General features: G+C 58.6%; 9 protein-coding genes and 2 tRNA genes. 8 read left to right on the forward strand and 3 right to left on the reverse strand.

Annotated features, from left to right (window positions below):
* The first annotated feature begins 31 nt into the window (after positions 1-31).
* Together mraY and ACVWXF_RS08970 are read left to right on the forward strand one after the other, a co-directional pair.
* Positions 32-1,078, forward strand: coding sequence for a phospho-N-acetylmuramoyl-pentapeptide-transferase (mraY, locus tag ACVWXF_RS08965; protein WP_457474225.1), 1,047 nt, complete (start codon positions 32-34; stop codon positions 1,076-1,078).
* Positions 1,079-1,373: 295 nt separating this feature from the next.
* The gene (locus tag ACVWXF_RS08970; RefSeq protein WP_457474211.1) at positions 1,374-3,965 is read left to right on the forward strand and encodes a DUF3536 domain-containing protein; all 2,592 of its coding nucleotides are present in this window, start codon (positions 1,374-1,376) and stop codon (positions 3,963-3,965) included.
* Between the two features lie 182 nt (positions 3,966-4,147).
* Here the strand turns inward: ACVWXF_RS08970 and ACVWXF_RS08975 are convergent.
* Positions 4,148-4,221, reverse strand: a tRNA-Pro gene (locus ACVWXF_RS08975).
* 143 nt (positions 4,222-4,364) lie between these two features.
* Here ACVWXF_RS08975 and ACVWXF_RS08980 point away from each other — a divergent pair.
* Positions 4,365-4,820, forward strand: coding sequence for an HHL1-like protein (locus ACVWXF_RS08980; RefSeq protein WP_457474212.1), 456 nt, complete (start codon positions 4,365-4,367; stop codon positions 4,818-4,820).
* On the opposite strand, the gene ACVWXF_RS08985 is transcribed toward ACVWXF_RS08980, so the two are convergent.
* Positions 4,817-5,728, reverse strand: coding sequence for an alpha/beta fold hydrolase (locus ACVWXF_RS08985; protein ID WP_457474213.1), 912 nt, complete (start codon positions 5,726-5,728; stop codon positions 4,817-4,819). The two genes, ACVWXF_RS08980 and ACVWXF_RS08985, sit on opposite strands and share 4 nt — an antisense overlap.
* 308 nt (positions 5,729-6,036) lie before the next feature.
* On the opposite strand from ACVWXF_RS08985, the gene ACVWXF_RS08990 reads away from it, so the two are divergent.
* The 4 genes from ACVWXF_RS08990 to ACVWXF_RS09005 all read left to right on the forward strand — a co-directional run bounded on the left by ACVWXF_RS08990 (position 6,037) and on the right by ACVWXF_RS09005 (position 10,811).
* Entirely contained in the window at positions 6,037-7,230 is a 1,194-nt protein-coding gene (locus ACVWXF_RS08990; RefSeq protein WP_457474214.1) for an RNA-guided endonuclease InsQ/TnpB family protein, read from the forward strand.
* A gap of 235 nt (positions 7,231-7,465) precedes the next feature.
* The gene (locus ACVWXF_RS08995; protein ID WP_414423811.1) at positions 7,466-8,893 is read left to right on the forward strand and encodes a folate/biopterin family MFS transporter; all 1,428 of its coding nucleotides are present in this window, start codon (positions 7,466-7,468) and stop codon (positions 8,891-8,893) included.
* A gap of 117 nt (positions 8,894-9,010) precedes the next feature.
* Complete coding sequence (locus tag ACVWXF_RS09000) at positions 9,011-9,358, forward strand: DUF6679 family protein (protein ID WP_457384381.1); 348 nt, start codon at positions 9,011-9,013, stop codon at positions 9,356-9,358.
* A 235-nt stretch (positions 9,359-9,593) separates the two neighbouring features.
* The gene (locus ACVWXF_RS09005) at positions 9,594-10,811 is read left to right on the forward strand and encodes an RNA-guided endonuclease InsQ/TnpB family protein (RefSeq protein ID WP_457474215.1); all 1,218 of its coding nucleotides are present in this window, start codon (positions 9,594-9,596) and stop codon (positions 10,809-10,811) included.
* Between the two features lie 103 nt (positions 10,812-10,914).
* On the opposite strand, the gene ACVWXF_RS09010 is transcribed toward ACVWXF_RS09005, so the two are convergent.
* Complete coding sequence (locus ACVWXF_RS09010) at positions 10,915-11,667, reverse strand: segregation/condensation protein A (RefSeq protein ID WP_457474216.1); 753 nt, start codon at positions 11,665-11,667, stop codon at positions 10,915-10,917.
* A gap of 156 nt (positions 11,668-11,823) precedes the next feature.
* Between ACVWXF_RS09010 and ACVWXF_RS09015 the strand changes: the two genes are divergently transcribed.
* Positions 11,824-11,895 (forward strand) — tRNA-Val (locus ACVWXF_RS09015).
* The last annotated feature ends 217 nt before the right edge of the window (positions 11,896-12,112 follow it).

Genomic DNA, 12,112 nt, shown 5'->3' on the forward strand with positions numbered 1-12,112 from the left:
TCTAGAGCTGGAAGAAACAGAGTGGGGCGGGATGGCGCTCTCGCTGGGGCTGGGTTTGGCCCTCTCGGCCCTTGTGATTGGGATCCGCCCCCAGGTGGTCGTTCCTTTTGGATTGAGCGCGTTGGGTTCGGCCCTGCTGGGATCCCTGCTCATCCCCGGCTTGCGGCGCTGGAAGGCAGGGCAAGTGATCCGCCAGGAGGGGCCCCAATCCCACCAGAAAAAAGCAGGCACACCCACCATGGGCGGGATCAGCTTTTTGCCCGTGGGGCTACTGGTGGCCGGGATCTGGAAAGGCCTACGGCCCGCTTACGCGAACGGCTGGGATCCCCATTGGCTGGCCGTCGCGCTGCTCACGCTGGCCTACAGCTTTGTCGGCTGGCTGGACGATTGGCTGGTGATCCGACAGCAATCCAACAAGGGGTTGTCTCCCCAACACAAGCTGTTGCTCCAGGTGGGAGTTGCCCTTGGGTTTTGTGTCTACCTGGCCTGGCAGGGGATCCCGACCAGTCTGACCTTGCCGGGGATAGGCACCCTCTCTCTGGGCTGGCTGTTCTGGCCCTTGGCCCTGTTTGTGTTGGTGGGCACCAATAATGCCGTAAACCTCACCGATGGTATGGACGGCTTGGCGGCAGGGGTGGTGGCCATCCTGCTGATTGGGCTGGGGCTCCTTCACAGGGATCCAGAGCTATCGGTGTTGGCTTTCACCCTGAGCGGTGCCTGCTTGGGGTTCCTGGTTCACAACCACCACCGGGCGCGGCTGTTCATGGGCGATACCGGATCCCTGGGGTTGGGGGGCGCTCTGGCCGGGTTGGCGCTGCTGGGGGATCAGCTCTGGGCCTTGGCCCTGATGGGGGGAGTGCTGGTGGTAGAGGCGCTGTCGGTGATGCTGCAGGTGGGCTACTTCCAATACACCAAACGCAAAACCGGCACAGGCAGACGGCTGTTGCGCATGTCGCCCTTGCACCACCATCTGGAGCTGGGGGGCTGGTCGGAGGTGCAGGTGGTGGGATCCCTCTATGGGATAACGGCGCTGCTGGTGGGGCTGGGCTGGGCCTGGTGGCACTGGACCGGAATGTGAGTTCGAGCTGGGGATCCACCGGGATTCCAATGGGGGCCTGACCTCAAACGGGTTGTTCGGCGTGGGAAATGGCCACCGGCAGATCGGCCCCCACCCGCTAAGTCCCGGGATCCCTTCTGTTGTGAGGAAAACGCAAAGATTACTGACCGATGTTTGTTCCCTGTCAAATTTCCAACTGAATCTTTTACATTCACCGTTGCAGATCGGGGATCGCTGTAACGTATGGATATGAACTTAAGTTAACATTGCCTTCCCCTGTAACCCAGTTGGAGGCCTCTAAAAGGAGTGTAATCTCATGATGCCGAGTGGCTCCAAAAATTCCGATAGGCCAGCGGCACAGTCAGGGCACAGCGATTTGGTCTCCGACCCGCCGATGCAAGCGGCTCCTTCTCCGGCAGGTGCTGCTGAGCTTTCCTCTGCGCGGCCGTACGTGGTGTTGCACGGCCATTTCTATCAGCCGCCCCGAGAGGATCCCTGCCTCAACCGCATTCAGCGACAGCCGAGCGCCAGCCCCTTTCACGACTGGAACGAACGCATTTGGGCGGAATGTTACCGCCCCAACGCCTTTGCCCGCGTTCTGGACGACCAGGGACGGGTGGTGCGCATTGTCAACAACTATGAATTCTTGAGCTTTAACTTCGGCCCTACTCTCCTCTCTTGGCTAGAGGAGCATGACATTGAAGTTTACCAACGCATTTTGGCCGGCGACCGTCTCAGCGCCGAGCGGCTGGAGGGTCATGGCAATGCCATTGCCCAAGTGTACAACCACGTCATCCTGCCCCTGGCCAACGAGCGAGACAAGTACACCCAGATCCGCTGGGGAATTGCCGATTTTCAACACCGCTTCGGGCGCCATCCCCAGGGCATGTGGCTGGCCGAAACCGCCATTGATGCAGCAACGGTCACGGCCTTGGTCGAATGTGGGATCCGCTTCGTCATTTTGGCCCCCAGCCAAGCGCAGCGCATTCGCCCCTTGGGACAAACCGAGTGGATCGATGTCAGCCAAGGCCAGATCGATCCCCGCCGGCCCTACCGCTGCTTTACCCCCGACCGGGAGGGGTACTTGGATATTTTCTTTTTCGATGGCCCCATTTCCCGTGACTTGGGCTTTGGGGATATCGTCTACAGCACCCACTCTCTGGCGGAGCGGATCCGTTGCGCTCTGCGCCCGGACAAAGAGGGGGAAGCCTATCTGATCAACTGTGCCACCGATGGCGAGACTTTTGGCCACCACAAGCGGGGTGTAGAACGCACGCTGGCCTATGCCTTTTGCGAGGAATTTCCCCGCCGGGGCTGGCAGGTGGGCAACTACAGCCATTTTCTCAGCCAGCATCCCCCCACTTGGGAGGTGCAACTGAAACCGGTCACCGCTTGGAGCTGCGCCCACGGGGTAGGACGGTGGTCGCGAGACTGTGGCTGCGGAGCGGTGGGAGGGTGGCACCAACGCTGGCGGCAACCGCTGCGGGAGGCCCTCAACTGGCTGCGGGATCAGCTGGCCGAGATCTACGAGACGGAGGCCAGAGCCTACCTGCGGGATCCCTGGCTGGCGCGGGATCGTTACATCGAGGTGATTTTGGATCGGGAGCGCTGTGATGCCTTTTTGCAGGAGCACCAAAGCCACCGCCTCACCGCCGAAGATCGGGTGCAAGTGCTGCGCCTGTTGGAGATGCAGCGCTACAGCCAGTTGATGTTCACCAGTTGTGGCTGGTTTTTCGAGGAGCTATCCCGTCCTGAAGGGGTGCAGATCCTGCGTTACGCGGCACGGGCTATCCAGTTGGCAGCAGCAGTGGCGGATGTCAACCTAGAAGAGGAGTTTTTGCAGCGCCTGAGCAAGGCCCCCAGCAACCTCGACCTCTACAGAGACGGCAAGGGGGTCTATTGCGCCTTGGTGCGCCCCAGCTTGATCAGCCCGCAACGGCTGGTGGCCCGGCACGCCATGTTTTCCCTGTTTAACGGGATCCCCCGTTCCCAAGGATATGTGCTGGATCAAGTGGATCAAGATCGCCTGACGATAGGAGGATCGACACTGGCTATCGGGCGGGTGAAGCTCACTTTTCCCACCACCCGCGAAGAGCACGACCTGATCTACGCCATGCTCCATCTCGGCGGCTGGGACTTTCAATGTGGCGTCAAGCCGTTTGCTGGGCGGCGCATCTACGAGCAGATAAAAGCGCGGCTGCTGGCCGGATCCCACAGTCGGATCCAGATGATCCTGACCCTGCAAGACCTATTTGGGCCGGAAACCTTCGACTTGAACGCCCTCGACGACGAAGATCGGCAGCAGATGATGCGCTGGCTCACTCAAGATACCCTAGACCGCCTGGCCCAGCTCTACCGCCAAACCTACCTGGACAATTACGGGGTCTTGATGGCCTTTCGGGCCGACGGCCTGCCGATCCCGGAAGAGTTGTTGGCCGCCGCTCAGATCACCCTCAACCAACGCCTGTTGACCAGTTTGCGGGCGATGGAAATGGAAGAGGGCAAGCGGGATCACCTGCTGGAATTGCGGGCAATTGTGCGCGAGGCCGAGCAGTTGGGGTGTCAGTTGCGGCGGGAAGAGGCAGCCCGGGTTCTGGATCGGCTCCTACAGCGGGGGATGTGGCACCTTGCCCACGCTTTTGAGCCGGAGACCTTCGGCGAACAGCTCTACAACCTGGAAGAATGGCTGCAATTGGCTGCAGACCTGCGCCTGCCCATCAACTTGGATCGCCTGCAAGAGCTCTATCTGACAGCGCTGGAGCGTCAAATTGGCCCGCGTTGCCCAGCTTGGCCCCAAGAAGACTGCCGAGACATTTCTGCCGAAAACCTGCACCGCCTCTTACAGGTTGGGCAGCGAATTCGGGTCAACGTCAATGCCTGGCTGCGTCACTTACAACTCCAAGATTAGGGTCATTTCAATTCAAAATAGGACACTGCACCTACACCCAAAACGTTGGTCGCGTCGTCGCATCTTCGCGTCAGCATTGCGGAGCAATAATGCACAGGCTTGTAGGGCTTTTCTCAGCAGCCCAGGCGTCTCACCCTGACCCGAAAAACTACCAGTTGACAGCTAAGTGAACTTCAAGCCTATCGGGATGACAGGATTCGAACCTGCGACCCCTTCGTCCCGAACGAAGTGCGCTACCAAGCTGCGCTACATCCCGACTGACGGGCCCCTCTAACCGCCCGCCGAAGCTCAACAAGTATAGCACGCCGGCTACGAACAATGATGACAAGGGATCCCCAGCAGAGAAGGGGATCCGATCTGCGCTAAGCTGCAAGAATCCCCCCTCTCGTCAGCCGAAGTATGAGTCAGTCTAAGGGTTTCCGCAAATCCAAGCCTGAGAAAAAACCGGCCAGCTCCAACACTGCCAAGCGCAAGGAAGCCGCCAAACGGTACGACGAGCTGAAAGCCAAGGGGATGCCGGAGTTCAACATCTTTGCCCGCCGTCGCCAGCCCGCGCCTGGCCAGCCCAATCCTTGGCTGCCGGTGGGATCCCTAGCAGTGGGGCGTTCCAGCGCCATTCACCAGGCCATTTTCCAAAACGAGGAAGAACTCAAAAAAGCAGCCGTCAGGCTGTTTCCCCGTCTCGGCAAGGTGAAAGATGACCTGGAGTTTGGGTTTCGCCTCAAGGACAAGGACTTCCAAGACGAGCCGATCCAGGTGGCGATCCGCCCCCAGCCTTCACCCCTTCAAGTTTGGGTGGCCAAGATGCGGAGCTGGTTGGGCCTCTCCAGCAAAGGAACCTCTAAAAAAGGCTAGACTGCCGCAAAGGCTCTGGGCAGCCAGCTCAAAATCAGAGGGTTGACCACCTCTGGGCGCTCGTCGTGGGGGCAATGGCCTGTATTGGGAATGGGCAAGAACTGGTAGTCGATCCCTTTCACGTGGTTTTGAAAGCCGCGACCCCGTTGAATGGGCGTCCAGGGATCCCCTTCTCCCCAGAGCACCAACAGCGGACAGCGCACCTGAGGCAATAGGGCTTCAGGAGTCGGGCCGGGGGGAGCGGTGAGAATCGAGGCAAACACCTGCTGAGCGCCCACATCACAGGAAGGGGCATAGAGAATCTCCACCAGCTCATCCGTAATGGCGGCGGGGTTGCGGTACACCTGCTCCAGAGTTGCGCGAATACGCTGCCGCTGCCGCACCCGATCGAACAAAAACGGCCCCGTCACCGGAGAAGCCGCCAGAGCGGTGAAAACACTCATGAAAAGGCGGAAAATCGGGCTGAGCTCATGGGAGCGATGGTTCAACCCCCCGGCGCAGTTGAGCAACACTGCTCCTGCCGTTAACTGGGGATGCCGGGCGGCCATCATCAAGCTGAGCAAGGCACCAATGGAATTGCCGATAAATACAGCAGGCTGCTGAATGTGCTGCTGCCAAAAATCCACCAGCAACTCCGCCCAGAGATCCAGGGTGTAGGGGAGGGCAGGCTTGGCCGAGCCGCCAAACCCCAGCAAATCCAGGGCATAGACCCGGTATCCTGCCGCAGCCAGCACGGGGATGTTGTGCCGCCAATGGCCGATGGAAGCCCCAAATCCATGCACCAAGACCAGCGGGGATCCGGATCCCTGCACCACGTAGCGAATGGCATGTCCGCGCCAGCTCCAGACTTGGGGAGCAAAAGGAGCAATGGCCTCAGCCGCAGAACCGGCAGAAGAAGCAGTCAGCACAGCCTGAAAACAGACCCAGTTAAAGATGTAGGTAGAAACTCAGAGCCATCCCTGTTCATCATAGCTTCGGAATGCCTTTGTCTCCCGTCTCTACTGCCCTGCCTGCTGCTGCAGTTGCGGGTTCAGGTGCCGCCGAGGTGGGGTTGGGCCGGTCAACATGGGACGAAAGCATGCTGGACTTCTTGGGATCCCCGCCCTTGGCTGGATGGCATAGCACCCGGGGATCAGCTAGAAATCGCAGGAGCCCCGCACTGTGCCCGTAGGGTCACTGCCGGGAGGAATGCGCTTTGATGAAGTACAATGAACTTATGAGCCAAATCCTGACCATCTCCTGCAAGCTCAAGGTGTCCCAGTTGCAAGCCGCTAAATTGGACGCGACGATGGAGGCTTTTGGCCAAGCCTTGAATTGGGTCAACCAGAACACGCCGGAGAAGATCGTCAACGCGGTCAAACTGCAATCCCTTTGCTACTACGAGATTCGCGCCCGATTCGGCTTGTCCAGTAACTTGGCCCAGCAGGTCTGCAGACGGGTGGCCGGCGCCCGCAAAGTGGCGAGACAGCGCAACCGTCCAGTTAAAGAGTTCAAGCGTGGGTTCGCTACCTACGACGCTCGTATCTTCTCGTTCCGCGAGAAAGACTGGACGGTGTCGCTGACCACGGTGGAGGGTCGGGAGCGCTTTGAGCTGTCCATCGGCAACTACCAGCGTGGGATGCTGGCTGGTTCCAACCCCAAATCTGCCACCCTGGTCAAGCGCAAAGATGGCTCCTACTACATCCAGATTTGCGTAGAGAAAAAACCACCCAAGCAACAAGATACCGACAAGGTGATCGGGGTGGACTTTGGAAGGACAGATATTGCCCATACGTCAGAGGGGGACAACTGGAATGGACAACAGTTGAACCGAGTCCGAGACCACTACTCCCGATTGAGAGCGGCGCTCCAACGTAAAGCCAGTAAGGGCACACGCAGTTCGCGGCGCAGATGCAGAGAACTGTTGCAACGGCTGTCTGGCAAGGAGAGACGCTTTCAAGTGTGGGTCAATCATCGCATCTCCAAAGCTATTGTCTCTAGGGCAAAGACCACAAACAGCGCTATTGTCCTGGAAGACCTGACAGGGATCCGGGAAAGGGTCAATCAACAACCCCGCAGCAAAACCGAAAGGCGCAGGGCCAACAGTTGGGCGTTCTACCAACTACGTCAATTTCTGGAATACAAGGCGAGGGTTGCAGGGGTTTCTCTGGTTCTTGTGCCGCCTGCCTACACGTCGCAGACCTGCCACCGGTGTTTGCACATCCATCCCGACCCTGCGCAATCCTACCGCAGTGGTAAGTCGTTCAAGTGTGGGCACTGTGGATGGGAAGGGGATGCGGACTTGAATGGTGCAAACGTAATTGCGCTCTTGGGGGCTGTCGTAAACCAGCCTGGAGGTCCGGGCTTGTTTTGTTCTCTGGTAGAGCAGAGCAGGCCCAGGGCTACTGAAAGCCCGCTCCGTACCGCTTAGCGGTCGGAGCCGGGTAGTTTACCTTTCGACCTCATTTCGACCTCATTATTTTGTAGATTTTGTAGCTCGGCTGGGTTGAGCAGAAAGAGCGCTGGGAAGCGCAACCCGTCCAAGGAGGTCGGAGCCGGAAGCCAGTTGGACAGGTTAAGGTGAAGAGACTGTTAAGATTCTTATGGTTTTGCTGTTGCCAAGGCAACACCGCACCAACTAACATCTCGCTACACTGCGACCGCTCATGATTCATCCTCTGCTGCAACGGCTGCACCAATCCACCCTGACCCCGCTGCGGGATATCCACTGGACGCCGGAATTGTTCGGAATCCTCTTGGTGTACTTTGTGCAGGGGGCGGTGGGGCTGGCACGGCTGGCCACCAGCTTTTACCTGAAGGATAGCTTGGGCCTCAGCCCGTCTCAGGTGGCGGCGTTGATGGGCGTTGCCATGAGCCCCTGGATCCTCAAGCCCCTCTACGGCCTGCTGTCGGATACTGTACCGGTGGCGGGCTATCGGCGTCGTCCCTACCTCTTGTTGTCAGGGCTTCTGGGGTGTGGGGCTTGGCTGGGAATGGCTCTGTGGGCGCCGACGGCTGGGCTGGCCACCCTGTGGATGGTTTTGGGATCCCTGGCGGTGGCGGTAGGGGATGTAATCGTAGATTCGCTGGTGGTGGAGCGGGTACACGGCAGTGACTGGGCGGGGACGGGCACGCTGCAATCTTTAACTTGGGGAGCAACGGCCTTGGGATCCCTGCTCACCGCCTATTTGGGAGGAGCGCTCTTGGCCCATTATCCGCCGCAGGTGGTGTTTGGGCTGACGGCCTTTTTGCCGTTGTTCATCGCTCTGGCAGCTTGGGTTATTGCCGATCAACCGGTGGCGTTATCCCAGGGCTGGGATCCCTTGCAACAACAGGTGGGGCAGGTGTGGCGGGCGCTGCGGCAACCCAGCATTTTGCTGCCGGTGCTGTTTGTGTTCGTTTGGCAGGCCACTCCCAGCGCCGATGCGGCTCTTTTTTACTTTGTCACCAACGATCTCGGCTTTGGGCCGGAATTTTTGGGTCAGGTGCGCTTGGTTACCAGCATCGCCAGTTTGCTGGGGGTAGGGATCTTCCAGGTGTACCTGCGGCGGATCCCACTGCGGCCCCTGTTCGGCTGGATGACCGTGATCTCGGCAGCGTTGGGCCTGACCAGCCTTATCTTGGTCTATCACCTCAACCGGGATTGGGGTATCGACGATCATTGGTTTAGCTTGGGGGACAGCCTGGTGCTGACGGTGGCAGGACAAATTGCCTTTATGCCAGTGCTGGTCTTGGCCGCCCGCCTCTGCCCCCCTGGGATCGAGGCCACCCTCTTTGCTCTGCTGATGTCGGCCTTTAATTTGGCGGGGTTTCTCTCCCAAGAGCTGGGATCCCTGCTGATGCATGGGCTGGGGGTAACGGAGACCGATTTCAGCCGGCTGGGGCTGCTGCTGATCCTGACCAACCTTTCTACCCTCTTGCCCCTGCCGTTTTTGGGCTGGCTGCCGGAAGAGAGCATAACCCTTGGCGGAGCAGAACTTGAGGCGGAAGCCCATGCCTCTCTGGAATCCTTTCTGCGGGATGTGCAGGCAGAAGAAGCGGAGACAGCCTTGGCGATGGAAGGGGTCTCTCTGGCCGAAACCGACCCAACCTAAAGAGACTCTGTCTGGCCTCGGGAAAGGCATACAGCCTCGGTGTCCAGACGCTAAGATGGAGGGATGAGCTGGGTAGCCCCCACAACTCACTCGGATCTTTCACTTCAGGAGGGGACCGTGCTTCATCGTAGGATCTATCAACTCAGCCGCGAAGGCAAGGATGTGTGGATCTATCTGCGGGATCAGGGACGCTGGCTGGAACGGGCCAAGATCCTCGATATCGAAGGGGACACCATCCTAGTTCGCTACGAGACAGAAGATGAGGAGGAGATCTGCTCCTGGGAGGAGATGATTCGCCTGGAAAGCATTGGAGCTGTTGCTCAGCGCCTTTCCACCATTCCCAAGGGGATGCTCAGCACGTCAGATTTGCTCACCTCAGAAGACTGCCCTCCGGCTGAATTGCTGCATCCGCCACTGTTGCCTACCGAAGGAGAAGATCATCCCAGCAGCGAGCGCCTCGTGTAGGATTACCACCTGGATCGGGAGGCTCCTGCCGAGCTGCCGGTGCGCTCCAGTGGGGAAGATCTCAAACGGGCGGATCGTGCCCGGCACGATGCTGAAGGCACGGATTGAGTTCTCCGTTTGCCAGAGCGGCGCAGAAGAGCGCTTGACATCCTCAGGTTCAGCTAGAAATCGCAGGAGCCCCGCACTGTACCTGTAGGGTCAGTGTCGGGAGGAATGCGGAAGTTATGATAGAACCATGACTCAAGTCCTGACCGTCCCCTGCAAGCTCAAGGTGTCCCAGTCGCAAGCCGCCAAATTGGACGCGACGATGGATGTCTTTGTGCAGGCATTGAACTGGGTCAACCAGAACACGCCGGAGAAGATCGTCAACGCGGTCAAGTTGCAATCCCTTTGCTACTACGAGATTCGAGCCCGGTTCGGCTTGTCCAGTAACTTGGCTCAACAGGTGTGCAGACGGGTGGCGGGCGCTCGCAAAGTGGCGAGACAGCGCAACCGTCCGGTTAAAGAGTTCAAGCGTAGGTTCGTTACCTACGATGCACGTATCTTCTCATTTCGCGAGAAAGACTGGACGGTGTCGCTGACCACGGTGGAAGGGCGAGAGCGCTTTGAACTAGCCATTGGCAACTACCAGCGTGGGATGCTGGCTGGTTCTAACCCCAAATCGGCCACCCTAGTCCAGCGGAAGGACGGCTCCTACTACATCCAGATTTGCGTAGAGAAAAACCCGCCCAAGCAACAAGATACCGACAAGGTGATCGGGGTGGACTTGGGCAGGACGGATATCGCCCATACGTCAGAGGGGGACAATTGGAATGGACAGCAGTTGAACCGAGTCCGCGACCACTACTCCAAGCTGAGGGCGGTACTCCAACGCAAAGCCAGTAAGGGCACACGCAGTTCGCGGCGCAGATGCAGAGAACTGTTGCAACGGCTGTCTGGCAAGGAGAGACGCTTTCAAACGTGGGTCAATCATCGCATCTCCAAAGCTATTGTCTCTAGGGCAAAAGCTACCAACAGCGCTATTGCTCTGGAAGACCTGACAGGGATCCGGGAAAGGGTCAATCAACAGCCACGCAGCAAAGCCGAGCGGCGTAGGACCAACAGTTGGGCGTTCTACCAACTACGTCAATTTTTGGAGTACAAGGCTCTGCGTGCGGGGGTTGCTCTGATTCTTGTTCCGCCTGCATACACGTCGCAGACCTGCCACAAGTGTTTGCATATCCATCCCGATCCTGCGCAATCCTACCGCAGTGGCAAGTCGTTCAAGTGTGGACACTGTGGATGGGAAGGGGATGCGGATTTGAATGGTGCGAATGTGATTGCGCTTTTGGGGGCTGCTGTAAACCAGCCTAGAGGTTCGTGGTTGGCTTGCCAACTGCAGGGCTACCGTTCGCGCCAGCGGGCCGGAGGCCTTAAGCCCGCTCTGTACTGCGAAGCAGTCAGGGTCGGGTAGTTTACACGCCAGCTCAGAAGCCTAGAGGTGGATGGCCCGGCCACGGCCAGAAAAGTTCTCTAGAGTTCACCTTGGCAGATGAAGGGGATCCCAAGGGCGGGATCTACTTTGCCAGGCCCTCAGTTGTGCAGGGTCGGATGGTCAGTGGGCCGTAGAACTCTTCTTGGCACAGCTCCACCTGAGAGCGGGCAGCCATTAGCAGCAATGACCAGAAGACTTGAATGGGGTGAATGGTCCCGCTGCTGCCGTTTTGATAGCTTTTTTGGCAAAAGTGTTGCTGGAGATCGACAAAGCTGATCTGGGTCAGACCCTGCTGCCAAAGCTGAGCCAGCAGAGATTCTAGCTCGGCGGTGGTTTCCAAAAGGTTTTCCGGGTGGGCTAGCTGAGTGATGGCCGACAGCGCTTGCTGGCGAGAAATCCGTTGGGCCATCGGCTTTGGGGCAGCTTCGGGCTGGTGTTCCAGCAGGGTTTCCAGCTCTTGCAGGTGGGCGATGAGTTCTTTGAGGGTGATGGGCCGGGTACGTTGAAGACGGGGTGCTGCCCTGGGTTGCAACACGCGATCCAAGTGCGCCAAAGACCAGCTTGGCCAGGGATCCACTTCTACCTCCACCGGGCTGGGCTCACTTTCTTCTGCTTCTGGTTCTGCCAAAGCCATCGCCTTAAGATAGACCAACATGGCAGCGTGGAGCAGGGCTTGTCCCGACTCAGACAGGTCATGGCTGCTGCTGGTGGGAGCCATACGGGCCAGAAAGCGATCGATAACCTCGATGACCTGCACATCCCAGGGATCGATCTCGCCTCGTTCTGCCAAATCAATGAGCAGAGCAATTGCCTCTTCGGTCGGTGAGTAGGCCATAGCACCCCACAGCTCCCTGACCCTTACTGTAGCCCTCAGGCCGGATCCCGGCTATCTCTAGCCATCTCCCATGCCGATCCGAATCCTCTGGCTCAATCGCTGACGTGGTAGTATAGAGATCCTGCTCTAGTCGATAGCTGCTAGAGTGGTATCTGCGGGCGGTTAGCACAGTGGTAGCGCACTTCCTTCACACGGAAGGGGTCACAAGTTCGAATCTTGTACCGCCCATACCCGCAAACCTGCTCCTGCAGCGAGCTTCAACAGTCCAAGTCCTTCTCCTGGAGGAGAGATACAGGCGGCTAGAAACGACTTTTTCCGCCCCGGGGTCTCCCTGAAGCGCGCCTTAGGGAGAGGGCTAATGGCTGTTGAGAACAACTCCGCTTGAGCTTCCAGCGTCTTTGCTGCCAGGCCAGTGGAGAAAGGGAAGAATGGTAGCCTAATAAAG

The sequence above is a fragment of the Thermostichus sp. MS-CIW-40 genome (genome assembly GCF_054058315.1).